The organism is Occultella glacieicola (genome assembly GCF_004353825.1).
In the GTDB taxonomy this organism is placed as follows: domain Bacteria; phylum Actinomycetota; class Actinomycetes; order Actinomycetales; family Beutenbergiaceae; genus Occultella; species Occultella glacieicola.
The window spans coordinates 275981-289774 of the sequence record NZ_SMNA01000006.1 but is presented as its reverse complement, the minus strand read 5'-3'; the positions used below and the strand labels follow the sequence as shown (position 1 = coordinate 289774).

Here is a 13794-nt window from a genome sequence, read left to right as displayed (position 1 = left end):
GACGCCACGCGAGCGGCCACACCGGTCATGATGCGGGGATCCGGAGTTCCGGAACGTCGACCCAGCGGCGTTCGTCGACCGATTGCTGCGCCAACTCGGCGAGCTGGACGCCCTTGGCACCTTCGAGCAAGTCCCAGGGAAACTGCTCGTGGGATCCGACGAGGTGCTTGAGGAACATCTCCCACTGGACCTTGAAGGCGTTCTCGTGCTCGCCGTTGTCCGGCACCTCCAGCCAGCCGGCCCGGAAGTCGATCGGGTTCGGGATGTCCGGGTTCCAGACTGGCATCGGGGTGTTCGCCCGCGACTGGACTCGGCAGTTCCGCAGGCCGGCGATCGCACTGCCCAGGGTCCCGTCCAGCTGCCACTCGGCGATCTCGTCCCGGTAGGGACGGGTCACCCAGGACGTGGTGAACTGGGCGACGACGTCCGAGTCGAAGGAGAACATGCCGTAGGAGGCGTCCTCGGCCGTGGCCGTGTACGGCTGCCCGTTCTCGTCCCACCGGCCGGGGATGTGGACCTGGGAGTGGCACAGGACGGACCGCACCGGTCCGAGCAGGTGGTCCAGCACGTACCGCCAGTGCGGGTACATGTCGAGGATGATGCCGCCGCCGTCCTCGGCGCGATAGTTCCAGGACGGCCGGTTGAGGTGCTGCCAGTCGCCCTCGAACACCCAGTAGCCGAAGTTGAGGCGAAGGCTGATGAGCTCGCCGAAGAACCCGCCGTCGATCAGACGCTTGAGCTTGCGGACCCCGGGCAGGAACAGCTTGTCCTGCACGACCCCCGAGACGACGCCCGCCTCCTTGGCGAGCCGGGCGAGCTCGAGGGCGTCGGCGAGGCTGGTCGCGGTCGGCTTCTCGCAGAAGATGTGCTTCCCGGCCCCGATGGCCTCCGCGATGGCGTCGAAACGCCGGTTCGTGGTCTGTGCGTCGAAGTAGATCGTGTCCTCGTCACCTGCGAGGGCCTCGGAGAGGTTCGTGGTCCACCGCTCCACGCCGTACTGCTTCGCGAGATGCTCCACCTTCGCGGCATTGCGGCCGACCAGGATCGGGTCGACGACGATGCGCCGCCCGTCCCCGAGCTCGAGGCCGCCCTGATCGCGGATCGCGATGATCGAACGGTCGAGATGCTGCCGGGTGCCCATCCTCCCGGTGACGCCGTTCATGATGATGCCGAGCCGGATGTCTTCCACTGTGCGCTCCCGCCGTTGGGGTGAGGTTCGAGGACGAAGCTGTAAGCGCTTTCTATATCGAAGCGGTCAGCCTGTCAAGCACGGGGTGTCCGGAGGCCGTGGGGCAGGAGGGCCGCGGCGTTCCGCCCGAGCGCCCCGGGAAGGGACGCAGAGGTCAGCACCCGGCGGGCCCGGGCGAGCGCATCGACGTCTCCGGTGGCGAACGGGTAGTCCGTGCCGAGGACGAGTCGGCCGGGCTCGGTGAACTCCTCGAGCCAGCGCAGCGCACGGTCGGAGTGGGTGAGCACGTCGTAGTGGATCCGCCCGAGGGTCGCGGCCGGCGCGGTGGCCGTCACCGGGCCGCCGGAGTGTTCCCAGAGTGCGCCGATGCGATCGGCCAGCGCGGGGATGGCGCCGCCACCGTGCGGCACCACCAGGCGCAGGTCCGGATGGCGGTCGAGGATCCCGGTGCGCAGCAGGGTGGCGACCGCCGTGGTGGTCTCCAGTGGATGCCCGATCAGATCGCCGAGCGGGGGGACCCGCATCCGTTCCGCGGCGAGGGGCAGCACGGGGTGGATCAGGACCACGGCGCCCAGTTCGGCGGTTGTGGCCCAGAATTGGCGGAGGTCGGCGTCCTCCAACGGGAGACCGACACCGGAGGTGGCGACGATGACGCCGGCCAGGCCGAGTTCGGCGACGGCGCGTCGGGCCTCGTGTGCGGCGGCGGCGCCGCTCGTCAGCGGGACCATGCCCAGGCCGAGGAGGCGGCCCGGAGCCGCGTGGACCTCCTGCACCACCGCGTCGTTGATGACCCGGACGTGCGCCTCCACGCCATCCGCGGCGAGCCCACGCGGGTACAGCTCCATCCATGGCGAGACCACCTGGACGTCGACCCCGAGGTGGTCCATCGTCGCGAGGCGCTGCGGTAGGGACACCAGGGCCGGTGGGATCGGGGAGGTGGGTCGATCGCCGATCGTGACCTGCAACCAGGGTTCGTCCGCGGCGGCCGCCCGGTCCGGCCCGACGGCTGCCGGGCGCCACGGGTCGGGCACGCCGGACCACGCACGTGCGTGCAGGAGTGCGGGCGGCAGGATGTGCGCGTGCAGGTCGATGACCGGGTCGCCGCCGGGCGCCGTCGGGCTGGTTGCTTTTGAGGTCATGTCGTGGAAGTCTAGACTGAAAGCGCTTCCGATTTGGAGGGTTCAATGGCGACACCGACAGCGATCTCCGACCCACGGCCGGCACGGACCGGTCCCAGCAGCGGCCCCCTGGCGGGCCGCGTCGTCCTGGTCACCGGAGCAGCGAAGGGGCTGGGACGGAGCGTGGCGCTGGCCGCCGCGGCAGCGGGCGCCGACGTGGCGTTCACGTTCCACACGAGTGACGAACGAGCGGAGAAGACGTCGACCGAGATCCAGGCCCTGGGCCGACGGTCGCTCGTCCGACGCTGCGACGTGCGCGATCGCGAGCAGATCGCCCGGGTCGTGGCCGCGACCCACGAGGCGTTCGGGCGCATCGACGGGCTGGTGAACAACGCCGGGATCATGCCCGAGAACGCGTTCCTCGAGATCACCGAGGAGCAGTGGGACACGGTGATCCGGACGGACCTGACGTCGATGTTCCTGACCAGTCAGGCGGTGCTCCCGATCATGCTGGAACAGGGCAGCGGGTCGATCGTGAACGTGGCCTCACGGCTGGGGCAGGTCGGCTGGCCGGGCGTCGCGCACTACGCGGCGGCCAAGGCGGGCGTGATGGCCCTGGCGAAGTCGATCTCCCGGGAGTTCGGGCAGCGGGGCGTGCGAGCCAACGCCGTCGCGCCCGGCGTGATCAACACGGACATGGGCCGGACGGTGATGGACGGGGAGGTCGGGCGCAAGCGCATGGCCGAACTCCCGCTCGGACGGTTCGCCGAGCCCGAGGAGGTCGCCGACGCCGTGATCTTCCTGCTCTCGGACGCCTCCGCACTGTTCCTCGGCCAGACCCTCGGCCCGAACTCCGGCGGGCTGATGCCATGAGCACGGCGCCACGGTCATGAGGCTCCTGGACGTCACCGAGGCCGTCGGTCTGGTCCGCGACGGGGACGCGGTCTGGATCGGCGGATCCGGCGCCGGCCACGCCGTGCCGCAGCTGTTCATCGACAGTCTCGCCGAACGGTTCGCCACCGGTGGGGTGCCCCGCGGGCTGACCACCGTGCGCGTGGTCGGCATCGGTGACTTCGCCGACCGGGGGATGTCCCAGCTCGCGCTGCCGGGCCTGCACGCACGCACGATCGGGAGCAACATCGGCAACGAGCCTGCGCTCGGCGCACAGGTCCGAGCGAACGAGATCGAGGCGTACTCGTTCCCGCAGGGTGTCTTGTCCGCTCTCTGCCGGGAGATGGCGGCCGGGCGTCCGGGGCTCGTCACCGACGTCGGCCTCGGTACCTACGTCGACCCTCGGCAGGGCGGCGGCCGACAGAACGACGTGACAACCGAGGAACTCGTCGAGGTCGTGCAGCTCGCGGGCCGGGAATGGCTGTTCTATCCGGCCCTGCCGATCGACGTCGCCGTCATTCGTGCCAGCACCGCCGACGAGGACGGGAACCTGTCCATGGAGGAGGAGGCCGTGCACGGCGACTCCCTCGCGCTCGCGATGGCCGCCCACAACCGCGGCGGCCGGGTGATCGTGCAGGTGAAGCGGCTGGTCCAGCGCGGGAGCCTGCGACCCCGGGACGTCCGCATCCCCGGGGCCCTGGTCGACCACGTCTACGTCGACCCGGACCAGCGGCAGACCTACCGCACCGCGTTCTCGCCGTACTTCGCGGGGCAGCTGAGACAACCGCGGCCCCTCGCCCCCGACGCGGCGCCCGCGGCACCGGATGTGCGCCAGGTGATCGCGCGCCGGTCCCTGCTGGAGTTCGCGCCCGGTGACATCTGCAACCTCGGCTTCGGCATCAGCCAGCAGATCGGCGCCATCGCGGCCGCCGAGGGCATCACTGACGCCCTGACCCTGACCGTCGAGCAGGGCATCTTCGGTGGTGCGCCCGCCGCCGGCGCCGATGGCGGTGCGGGGGTGAACTTCCAGGCCATGCTCGAGCAGCCCTCGATGTTCGACTTCTACGACGGCGGCGGCCTCGACATCGCGAGCCTGTCCTTCGCCGAGGTCGATGCCGAGGGCAACGTCAACGTCCACGAGTTCGACGAGCGGCCGCGGGGGCCGGGTGGCTTCCTCAACATCGCGAACCGCACCGGCCGGGTCTGCTTCGTCGGCACCCTGACGACCGGGGGCCTGCGGGTGGGGGTCGACGCCGGACGGCTCACGATCTCCTCGGAGGGGCAGTACCGCAAGTTCGTCCCGAAGGTCCGCCAGATCAGCTTCAGCGCCGAACGGGCCCTCGCGAAGGGCCAGCAGGTGCGCTACATCACCGAACGGGCCGTGTTCGAGCTCACGGCGGACGGCCCGACGCTCACCGAGATCGCGGACGGACTGAACGCCGAGCGCGACGTGGTGGCGCACCTCGGGTTCCGACCTGCGGTGGCACCCGAGCTGCGAACCATGGATCCGCGGATCTTCCGGGCCGGCCCGATGGGCCTGGCCGACGACTTCAACCGGGGCGGAGCGACGTGAGTGACCTGATGCGGGTGGAGCTGGGCGAACGGTGCGAGATCGTCTGGGACAACCCACCGATGAACGTGGTCAGCCGGGAGTTCACGGCACAGCTGCGGGACGCCCTGGCCCGGGTGTCGAACCACCGCGGGGCCAGGGTCCTGATCGTGACCGGAGCCGGCGGGCGGGCCTTCTGCGCGGGCTCGGACATCGCCGAGTTCGAAGGGCTGCGCGGCCGGGTGGCCGAGGACAAGCTGCTGCTGGAGAAGCTCGTCTACCGGCAGCTCGCCAAGGTGGCCGTGCCGACCATCGCGGCCATCGAGGGGCACGCGCTCGGCGGTGGCCTGGAACTGGCACTGTGCTGCGACCTGCGGGTGGCGAGCGAACAGTCCAAGCTCGGCCTGCCCGAGCTGCGGCTCGGCGTGCTGCCCGGCAGCGGCGGCACGCAGCGGCTCGCCCGGCTCGTCGGGCTGGCCCGCGCCAAGGAGTTCGTGCTCCTCGGCGAACCGGTGACCGCCCACCGGGCCCTCGAGATCGGACTCCTTACCCGGGTCGCGCCGAAGGGTGGCGCACTCGACGCGGCGCGCGGATTGGCGGACATCGTCGCCACCCGCGGACCGCTGGCGACCCGGCTCGCGAAGCGACTGCTCGACGAGTCGGTCGACCGGACCCTCGAGGAGGGCATGGCCCTGGAGCTCGACGCGTCCGAGGCGGTGTTCGGCACGGAGGACATGCTCGAGGGAGCCCGTGCGTTCGCGCAGAAGCGCGACCCCATCTTCACCGATCGCTGACAAGGAGACATCGATGCGCACAGCAGCGCTCTTCGGCCTGCCGCTCAACCGGGTGCACTCGGCCGTCATGCACAACGCCGCCTTCGAGGCGGCCGGGATCGACGGCCGGTATCAGCTGGAGGAGGTCACCGCCGCGGAGCTGCCCGGCCAGGTGGCGCGGGCCCGGGAGGAGGGCTGGTACGGGTTCCAGATCACCGCCCCGCACAAGCAGGCGATCGTGCCGCTCCTGGATGAGGTCGAGCCCGCGGCGGCGGCGATCGGGGCCGTCAACAGCGTCGAGGTGACGCCGGACGGACGTCTGGTGGGCTTCAACACCGACGTCCTGGGCTTCCTGGCCGGCCTCGCGACGGTCCTCGAGCGGCCCGTCGAGGGCGCCCGCGTGGTGGTCGCGGGCGCCGGCGGCGTGGCCCACGCCGTCGCCTACGGTCTGGCGACCCAGCACCCCGCCGCCATGACCGTCGCCGACCTCAGGCTCGCGGACTCGGAACGCCTCGCGACCGAGTTCGCCGATATCGTGGACACAGCCGAGATCGACGCGACTACCTTCGACGATCCCGGACTCGGCGAGACCCTGGCCGCGGCGGACCTCTTCGTGAACGCCACCTCCGTGGGCATGCTGAGCCCGGGGCCGGTCGTCGCGGTCGAGTCGCTGGCACCGGAGTGCGCCGTGTTCGACGTGGTCTACCTGCCGCGCACCACCGAACTGGTCCGGCAGGCCCGCGCCTCCGGGCGACCGGCCGCGAACGGCGAGGGGATGCTGATCGCCCAGGCCGCGACGGCGTTCGTCCGCTGGACCGGTGCCGCCGATCCCACCGACGTCATGCGCACCGCCGTCGAGCCGTTCCTGGCAGATCCGGACGCCCGGCCCTGACCGCAAGGGAGCTCGAGCCATCGTCGGTGCCCACGCCCACCCGCTCGGTGGACCTCACGCCGCACCGCCCGTTCGGGCGGCCACCTCCGCCGCTGCCGCGGCACCGGTGAACTCGACCGGCTTGCCGAGCAGGCGCGAGGACTCCGCCGCGAACGCCATCCGGTGGCTGTCCATCGCGGCGTCCAGGGAGAGCACCGGGTCACGGCCGAGGTCACCCCGCTCGAGGGCGGCCACGAACGCCTCCATCAGGCCGTCGTCGCCACCGGCATGGCCTCGGTGGTCGTCGGCATCCGCCCCCTCCGGGCGGGCCTCGATGGTCCACACCCGGTGGCCCATCGGCGCCCGCACGTGATGGCCGTCGACCGTCCCGGCGGTCAGCGCCGGGGCCTCGGCGTCCGGGGCGAACAGGTCGAGCTCGATCCGGCCGGTCTCCATGTTCCCGACGAGCTGGCCGCGGGTGCCGGTGATCGCGATGTCCCGGGTGTTGCGGCCGGTGAACGCGGACGCGGTGAGGTTCGCGGTCAGCCCGCCGGCGAATGACAACGTGGTCTGCTGGTGGTCGACGACGTCGTTGCCGGACCGGTACACGCACCGGCCGTAGTCGCTGACGGCCAGGGCCCGACGGCGTCCCTGCGGTGAGGTGTCCTCGCTCAGCAGGGTGACGGGCACGCCGTGCGTCTGCGCCAGCGCGTCCTCGTAGTAGCGCGGGGCGTAGAACGGGCACTGGGCCGCGGCCGGGCAGCCGTCGATGCAGAACTCCGGTGCGCCGTCGGGGGCGTTCTCGGCACGGAAGTGGGTGAGCGAGCCGATGCTGTAGACGGTGCTCGGGGCACGGCCGGCCAGCCACCGGATCAGGTCGAGGTCGTGGCACGTCTTCGCCAGCACCATCGGGCTTGAGGTCGCGACCCGGCGCCAGTTCCCCCGTACGTAGGAGTGCGCGAAGTGCCAGAACCCGATGTTCTCCCTCAGCTCGAGGGTGAGCATCCGCCCGAACGCGGGGGAGCCGATCAGCTCGGAGACCGTGCGCCAGAACGGGGTGAACCGCAGTACGTGGCCGACGGCCACCCTGGCGCCGGTCCGCTCGCAGTGCGCCGCCAGCCGTTCCAGCTCGGACGAGGTGGGTGCCGCCGGCTTCTCCAGGAGCATCGGGACCCCGGCGTCCGCCAGGGCGATCGCCGGGTCCACGTGCAGCTGGTCCGGCAGGGCCACCACGGCGGCGTCCAGGTCGAGGTCGCGCAGACGGCACACGAGGTCACGCCAGTCCGTGAAGACCGCCGCGTTCGTGCCCGCCGCCCGCGCGAACCGCAGCGCTCGCTCCTCACGGACGTCCGCGACCGCGGCGAGTTCCACCCGGTCCGGGTGCGCGAGGATCCAGCTCCCGTACGCCTCCTGCCCCCGGGCCCCGGCGCCGAGCACCCCCAGGCGCAGCGGCCGGCTCACTTCTCGGCCCCGGTGGTCAGGCCCGAGACGAGGAACCGCTGGAAGATGAAGAACAGCACCACCACGGGCACGGTGACGATGATGGATCCGGCGAGCAGCACCGTGACCGGGACGCTGATCTCGGTCAGCTGTGACAGGCCGAGCGGCGCCGTCCACAGCTCGCGCTTCTGGACCAGGAACAGCAGCGCGAACAGGTACTCGTTCCAGGCGATCATGAACACGTAGATCGCGGTGGCCGCGACCCCGGGCGCGGCGATCGGCAGCACCACCCGCCAGAGCATCACGGGCAGCGAGCACCCGTCGATGATGGCGGCCTCCTCGACGCTCTCCGGAAGCGCGATGAAGTAGTTGCGGACCATGTAGATCGCCACCGGGACCGTGGTCGAGACGTACACGATCAGCAGGCCGACGAGGTTGCCGGTCAGACCGACCCGGCTGAGCATGACGAACAGCGGGACCGCCAGCACGATGCCGGGCAGCAGGTAGACGGACAGGATGATCCCGTTGACCACGCCCCGGCCCTTGTACCGCAGCCGGGCGGCGGCGTAGGCACCGAGGACGCTGACCAGGAGCGAGGCCACCACGGTGCCGAGCGCGAGGAGCAACGAGTTGCGGATGAACCGGCCGAGGCCGAACCCGCCGTCCGCCTCGTCCGCGAGCGCGGTTCCGAAGCTCGAGAAGTCCCACTCGCTCGGGCTCGGGAAGAGGTCCAACGGGGCGTTCAGCACGGCCGAGAACGGCCGGATGGACAGCACCACGCCATAGAGGACCGGGCCGACGGCGAGCACCAGTGCGACCACGATCACGACCACACGCAGGATCCGTTCGGGCAGGGGCGCCCTCATCGCCTTGCTCACAGGGCCTCCTTCCTCCGGGTCAGCAGGACGTAGAACGCCAGGAGCACCGCGAGGATCACGGACATCAGCAGCCCGTAGGACGCGGCGCTCCCGATGTCGGCGCGCGTGATCAGCTCGGTGTAGACCTTCACGGCCATCACCTGGGTGCCCCCGGCACCGCCGGTGAGCAGGTAGATGTCGTTGAAGCTCTGGAAGGACCAGATGAACCTCAACAGGATCAGCAGCAGCACCACCGCGCGCAGCTGCGGCGCGATGATCTGGGTGAGGATCTTGCGGTTGGAGGCACCGTCGAGCGCGGCCGCCTCCTCGATGTCGCCCGGGATGGACTGCAGCCGCGCCGTGATGAACAGGAACGTCAGGGGCGTGGTCTTCCAGACCTCGAACGCCACCACGGTCAGCAGGGTCAGCGGGATACCGATGCCGAACACGTCATAGGTGGTCGTGTTCAGGAAGCCGATCGGCCGGTCCCAGCCCAGGAACTCGAGCCCGAACGCGTTGATCAGCCCGTACTGCGGGTTCAGCAGGGTCCGCCAGATCGTCGCCGCCGCGATCACCGGCAGTACGTACGGCACCAGCAGCAGTGCCCGGATCACGCCGCGCCCGCGGAACGGACGCCGGATGGCGAGCGCGGTGACGAGGCCGCAGGCGATCGCCCCGAGGGTGGTCAGGGTGGCATACGCGATCGTGGTGCCCAGGGCGCCCCAGAACGCCTGCGACCCCATGGCGTCGCGGATGTTGTCCAGGGTCCAGTCGATGGTGCCCAGGCTCATGTACGGGATGTCCACGAGCCGCAGGTCGGCGAAGGCGAACACGATCACCGCGAGGAACGGCACGATCACGATCGCGAGGATCACGAGCAGGGTCGGTGCGGTGAGCAGCTGGCCGTTGAGGTTCTCCCGCTGGGCGCGGGTCAGCCGCGCCCAGGGGGAGAACCGTCGGGTCGTCGAGGTCAAGACGTCAGCCGAGCTCGGCCTGGAGTGCGGTCACCTGCTCCGCCATGGTGGCGGCGACGTCGGCGGCCGGGGTGCCGCTGTACAGCGCATCCAGGTTCGAGGCGAGGGTGCCCTGGGTGAACGCGGCACCGGCCAGTTCGGCGTCCTCGGTGCCGAAGCCCCACCGGTACACCGACTCCATGCCGGCGTTGATGTCCGTGACGATCTCCTCGCCATAGATCGACGCGATCGAGACGCCCTCCTCCGGCGCCGGCCCGATCGGCAGCCCGCCCCAGGCGTCGATGTACTCGGTGGGGTTGTCCGGGGTGCCCAGGCGCAGCGGAAGCCGGCCCTCGGTGGCGGTGGCCAGGGTGTCGACGTAACCGGTGCTCATCACGTACTCGATGAACATCTGCGCCTCGGTGGTGTGCGCGCCGACCGGCACGCCGTAGCCGAGCACGGTGCCGTACTGGTTCGGGTTCGCTTCGTCGAGGACGGTGATGAACCCGGAGTTCTCGGCGAGGAAGTTCGGGTTGTCGACGCACTCCGCGCAGGTCACCGGCACGTCCGGGGACAGGCCGGCGAGCTCGTCGAAGATGTGCGTGGAGAACAGCAGCATGGCGGCGTCGCCGGCGAGGTAGGCGGCCTGAGCGGCCGGGACGTCGAGGTCACCGGAGACGCTGGAGTCGCGCAGCTCGAGGAAGCGTTCGAGGCCCTCGACGCACTCCGGGGAGTCGATGGTGACCTCACCGTCGACGACCAGTTCGCAGCCGTTCGTGGGCAGGATCGAGTTGACCGCCTCCGTCGACGACGGAGTCCCGGACTGGGTGCCGAGCGCGATCCCGGTGACCCCGGTCTCGCTGAGCGCGGTGGCCGCCTCGGCGAGCTCGGTCAGGTTCGTGGGCACCTCGAGGCCGGCCGCCTCGAGGAGGTCCTGGCGATAGACGATCAGGTGGACCCAGCCGTCGGACGGCACCGAGGCGATCTCGCCGTCGAGGGTGACCTGGTTGAGGGCGTTCTCGTTGAACGTCGACGGGTCGAGGGACTCGACGGCGGCGGCCGTGACCTCGGCGTCGAGGAGCCCCTGGGCCATCCAGGCGGCGGTCTGGTCCGCGCCGTGCAGGATGACGTCCGGCACGTCACCGGAGGCCGCCCCGGTCACGAGGGCCTGGTTCTGATCGGCGCCACCGAGCGGCACAACCTCCACGCCGATGCCGGTCTCGGCCTCGAAGTCGGCGGCGATCTGTTCCTGTGCGGCCAGCCGGGACGGCGTGACCTGCGGCGTCCAGAACACGATGTCGCTGTACTCGCCCTCGCCGCCGTCGCCGTCGTTGCCGCCGTCGTCGGGGTCGCCGGAGCAACCCGCGAGCAGGACGGCGAACGCGGCGGTGGCTGCGATCGTGATCGCTGATGACCTTCTCCTGATGGACATCGGTTACTCCTTTGTGTCGGGGACTGCGGTGGTGTTTCCGAGTGGATCGGACGCGGGCACGACGGCGGAGGTCGCCGCGGGTGGGGGAGGGAACCTGGTCAGGGCGGCGAGGGCGAGGCCCGGCAGGACCGGCCCCTCGGGCCGTTCGGTCGCGGTGGTGGCGGCGCGCGTGACCGTGGTGCGCCAGGCCTCCTCGTGGGCGACGATCGCCTCCCGCAGGACCGAGACGTCGGCGCCGGTGACGCCGTCGGGCCGGGCTGTCGCCTGGGCGAGCCAGTCCGCCCAGAGTTGCCAGCGAGGCAGATGGAACCCGGCGAGCAGCCCCGACCAGTGCCGGCCCGAGTAGTCGTGCAGGCCGCTGTCCTGGCGGCCCCAGACGGTGAGCAGGGTACGGGCGTCGCGCTCGAGCACGTCGGACTCGGCACCGTCGGTGCCCCAGGAGCGGGCGGCATCGATCCACGTGGCCAGGCGGGAGGCCGGCATCTGGTCGGCGAGTTCGTCGAGGGTGAGGATGTGCGCGCGCAGATCGGCCATGGCGCGCCGGACGCCGTCGGCGTCACGCCGGGCCGAGGCGGCCAGGATCGACCGGATCGGCAGGCGCGCGCGCTGGGCGACGATGTGTCCGACGAGGTCCACGATGTCCCGACCGAGCGGCCCCGTGGCCGGCGCGTCCGGGTGCAGGCCGATCAACAGGTGCGCGGCCTCGGTGAGGTCGGTGAGATCCCCGAGCACCCGCGGGTCGTTCTCGGCGTCGATGTTCGCGGACTGCCGTTCGGGGGCCCCCGGGTCGACGAACTCGCCGGCCAGTCGCTGGGTCGCGAACGGCGCGTCCGGCCCCCACGGCCGGGCGATGACAGGCGATGGGATGGACCGCGTGCGACCGGGACCGTACAGGGTGCGGGCGAGGATCTCCCAGGCTCGCGCGGCGGTGGGGTCATCGGTCCGGTAGCGTGCGCGGGCGAACCCGTCCAGCCAGTCCTGCCCGTCCGTGCCCGGTCCCGGTTCCCAGACCAGGTCCGACCAGAACTCGTAGAAGACGGCGTTGTTCTCGATCGCCTCCATGGTCAGACCGGTGCCCTCGAGGCGGCCACGGCCGGGGGAGCGGCGCGCCTCCTCGAGGCCGGTCCGCAGCCCGTCGAGATCCCCGAACAGTGCGAACCGGCCGCCGAAGTTGTGCACGGCGCACCACAGCCAGCGTCGCCCGAACATGGCGTCGGTGCGCTGCCACATGGGTGCGTGTTCGGCCCACAGGTCGAGCAGGAGCAGCCGATCCGCGGGCACCGCCTCCAGGAACGCGCGGGCCCGTTCGGAGGTCCAGAAGTCGCGGTGGTAGTGCATCGGCCAGCCCTGCAGCACCCACACCGCCTCCGGGTCGGACTCGGCGAGTGCGGCGTAGATGCCGCGGGCCATCCCGCGCAGGTAGTCCGGCGCACCGGACGGTGGCACGGACTCGATGAACGGGTCCACGGCGTAGTGGTGATCGGTGCCGAGCAGGTCACGCTGGGCGGCCATCACCGCGCCGGCGACCCGGGCGAACTCGGGGGAGTCGGCGGGCAGCAGGTGGGTGCGCCAGCCCTGCCACTCGATCGTCGGTGTGCCGTCGGGGGCGAGTGCCGCAGGCACGTGCCCCGCGAACGCGGGCAGCACCGGGGTCATCCCGAGTTCCCGCTGGCGGGCCAGCACCCGGCGGGCCAGGTCGAGGTGTCGGGTCACCCAGTCCCGCGGCAACGGCCCGCCCCACGTGTTCGTGCCACCCATCCAGGTCCAGGCGAAGTGCGCGGAGCCACCGATCCAGGCCAGCGCGTCCGCGGCTGCCAGGCCGAGGTCGGTGAAGGCACGCAGCAGGACGGCCTCGTGGCCGAGGACCATCAGCGGCAGGGTGACGCCGTGCAGCGCCATCCAGTCGATCTCGCGTTCCCACCGGTCCCAGTCCCAGTAGGCGGCGGAGTAGGAGAACGTCACGAAGTTCAGGTAGTAGCGGGTGGTCAGTTCGGTGCTACGGCGGGTCGCCGGCGCGTCCGGGAGGGGCGTGGGGAGGTCGAGGGCGGCGTCGTCCCAGGTGAACTGGGCGCCGCCGTGCGACTTCGCGTAGTGGTAGAAGCCGCTGGCCAGGGCGCTCGGGTCGCTGCCGCGCAGGCGCAGCCGGCCGGCGTCGGCCTCGTAGGAGAACACCTGCCGGTCGCCGTCGCGACCGCAGAGGCCGAGGTCGACGGCGACCGCGGCGTCGCCGAGCAGACGGTGCAGCAGCGCCGTGGTGCCGGCGAGGGCGGAGGGGACGCGGGCCGGGTCGGGCGGGTCGGGGTCTCCCGGGTGCCCCCTCATCGCGCCTCCGGTCCGCGCCGGGCGACCACGTCGATCTCGACGAGGATGCCGGGCAGGTCGCTACCCACGGTGGTTCGCACCGGGTACGGCGCGTCGAAGTGGGTGGCGTAGGCGGTGTTGAACTCCGCGAAGTCGCGGCGGACGTCGGCCAGGTGCACGGTCACCTTCAGCACGTCGTCGAGGTCCGCTCCCACGGCGCCGAGGGCGGTGGCCACGTTCGCCAGGACCGCGTCGGTCTGGGCCGCGACGCCGTCCGGGACGGCGCCGGTGAGCGGGTCCTGCGGCCCGAAGCCGGCGGTGAGCACCAGGTCGCCGATGGTGGCGACGTGGCTGTACGGGCCCGCGGGCTGCGGCAGCCCCTCGGTGAGCGTGCGCTTGGTGATCGACTGCTGGTTCATG

12 protein-coding genes are annotated in these 13794 nt (G+C 71.4%); 4 read left to right on the top strand and 8 right to left on the bottom strand.

What is annotated here, in order from left to right; translation table 11 throughout:
- Positions 1-25: 25 nt before the first annotated feature.
- Together EXU48_RS14115 and EXU48_RS14110 are read right to left on the bottom strand one after the other, a co-directional pair.
- The gene (locus EXU48_RS14115; RefSeq protein ID WP_235857029.1) at positions 26-1189 is read right to left on the bottom strand and encodes a Gfo/Idh/MocA family protein; all 1164 of its coding nucleotides are present in this window, start codon (positions 1187-1189) and stop codon (positions 26-28) included.
- Between the two features lie 74 nt (positions 1190-1263).
- Positions 1264-2328, bottom strand: a complete 1065-nt coding sequence (locus EXU48_RS14110) for an amidohydrolase family protein (protein ID WP_133108295.1) — start codon at positions 2326-2328, stop codon at positions 1264-1266.
- A gap of 45 nt (positions 2329-2373) precedes the next feature.
- Here EXU48_RS14110 and EXU48_RS14105 point away from each other — a divergent pair, with 45 nt between their 5' ends.
- The 4 genes from EXU48_RS14105 to EXU48_RS14090 are packed head-to-tail and all read left to right on the top strand — an operon-like array spanning position 2374 to position 6412.
- Entirely contained in the window at positions 2374-3180 is an 807-nt protein-coding gene (locus EXU48_RS14105; RefSeq protein ID WP_133108294.1) for an SDR family NAD(P)-dependent oxidoreductase, read from the top strand.
- A gap of 16 nt (positions 3181-3196) precedes the next feature.
- A complete protein-coding gene (locus EXU48_RS14100) occupies positions 3197-4771 on the top strand; it encodes an acyl CoA:acetate/3-ketoacid CoA transferase (protein ID WP_133108293.1) in 1575 nt (524 codons plus the stop codon).
- Entirely contained in the window at positions 4768-5541 is a 774-nt protein-coding gene (locus EXU48_RS14095; protein WP_133108292.1) for an enoyl-CoA hydratase/isomerase family protein, read from the top strand. Before EXU48_RS14100 ends, EXU48_RS14095 begins: the two co-directional genes overlap by 4 nt.
- 13 nt (positions 5542-5554) lie before the next feature.
- Positions 5555-6412, top strand: coding sequence for a shikimate dehydrogenase family protein (locus EXU48_RS14090; protein WP_133108291.1), 858 nt, complete (start codon positions 5555-5557; stop codon positions 6410-6412).
- Positions 6413-6466: 54 nt separating this feature from the next.
- On the opposite strand, the gene EXU48_RS14085 is transcribed toward EXU48_RS14090, so the two are convergent.
- From EXU48_RS14085 to EXU48_RS14060, 6 genes are read right to left on the bottom strand one after another with little or no spacing between them, the layout of a single operon-like run.
- Positions 6467-7852, bottom strand: coding sequence for a Gfo/Idh/MocA family protein (locus EXU48_RS14085; protein WP_133108290.1), 1386 nt, complete (start codon positions 7850-7852; stop codon positions 6467-6469).
- On the bottom strand, positions 7849-8709 hold the full coding sequence (locus EXU48_RS14080) for a carbohydrate ABC transporter permease (protein ID WP_235857028.1): 861 nt from the start codon (positions 8707-8709) through the stop codon (positions 7849-7851). Before EXU48_RS14080 ends, EXU48_RS14085 begins: the two co-directional genes overlap by 4 nt.
- Positions 8706-9662, bottom strand: a complete 957-nt coding sequence (locus EXU48_RS14075; RefSeq protein ID WP_133108289.1) for a carbohydrate ABC transporter permease — start codon at positions 9660-9662, stop codon at positions 8706-8708. Before EXU48_RS14075 ends, EXU48_RS14080 begins: the two co-directional genes overlap by 4 nt.
- A gap of 4 nt (positions 9663-9666) precedes the next feature.
- Positions 9667-11073, bottom strand: coding sequence for an ABC transporter substrate-binding protein (locus EXU48_RS14070; protein WP_133108288.1), 1407 nt, complete (start codon positions 11071-11073; stop codon positions 9667-9669).
- A gap of 3 nt (positions 11074-11076) precedes the next feature.
- Complete coding sequence (locus tag EXU48_RS14065) at positions 11077-13395, bottom strand: alpha-N-acetylglucosaminidase (protein WP_133108287.1); 2319 nt, start codon at positions 13393-13395, stop codon at positions 11077-11079.
- On the bottom strand, positions 13392-13793 hold the full coding sequence (locus tag EXU48_RS14060) for a RidA family protein (RefSeq protein WP_133108286.1): 402 nt from the start codon (positions 13791-13793) through the stop codon (positions 13392-13394). Before EXU48_RS14060 ends, EXU48_RS14065 begins: the two co-directional genes overlap by 4 nt.
- Between the last annotated feature and the right edge of the window lies 1 nt (position 13794).

What these genes read in the sequence shown, in the direction of transcription:
- EXU48_RS14060 (WP_133108286.1), bottom strand. Translation starts at nt 13,793, where the DNA reads ATGAACCAGCAGTCGATCACCAAGCGCACGCTCACCGAGGGGCTGCCG.
- EXU48_RS14105 (WP_133108294.1), top strand. Translation starts at nt 2,374, where the DNA reads ATGGCGACACCGACAGCGATCTCCGACCCACGGCCGGCACGGACCGGT.
- EXU48_RS14065 (WP_133108287.1), bottom strand. Translation starts at nt 13,395, where the DNA reads ATGAGGGGGCACCCGGGAGACCCCGACCCGCCCGACCCGGCCCGCGTC.
- EXU48_RS14070 (WP_133108288.1), bottom strand. Translation starts at nt 11,073, where the DNA reads ATGTCCATCAGGAGAAGGTCATCAGCGATCACGATCGCAGCCACCGCC.
- EXU48_RS14100 (WP_133108293.1), top strand. Translation starts at nt 3,197, where the DNA reads ATGAGGCTCCTGGACGTCACCGAGGCCGTCGGTCTGGTCCGCGACGGG.
- EXU48_RS14110 (WP_133108295.1), bottom strand. Translation starts at nt 2,328, where the DNA reads ATGACCTCAAAAGCAACCAGCCCGACGGCGCCCGGCGGCGACCCGGTC.
- EXU48_RS14090 (WP_133108291.1), top strand. Translation starts at nt 5,555, where the DNA reads ATGCGCACAGCAGCGCTCTTCGGCCTGCCGCTCAACCGGGTGCACTCG.